This window comes from Pseudomonas sp. Kh14 (assembly GCF_900291005.1).
In the GTDB taxonomy this organism is placed as follows: domain Bacteria; phylum Pseudomonadota; class Gammaproteobacteria; order Pseudomonadales; family Pseudomonadaceae; genus Aquipseudomonas; species Aquipseudomonas alloputida.
The window spans coordinates 1-247 of sequence record NZ_OLKJ01000235.1; the positions used below are offsets into that span (position 1 = coordinate 1).

A 247-nucleotide genomic window follows, 5' to 3' on the forward strand; every position below is an offset into this window, starting at 1 on the left:
CTCCTTCACCAATTCAGACTAATGGAGCGAGCGACGTGTAAAAAGATTCATTAATTTTGACTGATTGGTCATCGCTCTTTTCCATCGCCATGCTTCCATCACTTCCTCAGCGCAAATGCCGCTCCAAAGCCAGTGCATTGGCTATCGCAGCGCCGGAGGCGGTGTTGTCGAAAATGCACCAGGTGGGCACTCCGGCGGCAAGGCTGTGCTGCAAGCGTTCAGCCAGACGCTGCAGATATTCGTCGGG

1 pseudogene is annotated in these 247 nt (G+C 53.8%); it reads right to left on the minus strand.

The annotated features are described in order from the left end of the window. Nucleotides 1-106: 106 nt before the first annotated feature. A pseudogene (locus FQ668_RS27945) lies at nucleotides 107-247 on the minus strand (DUF72 domain-containing protein); the annotation flags it as partial.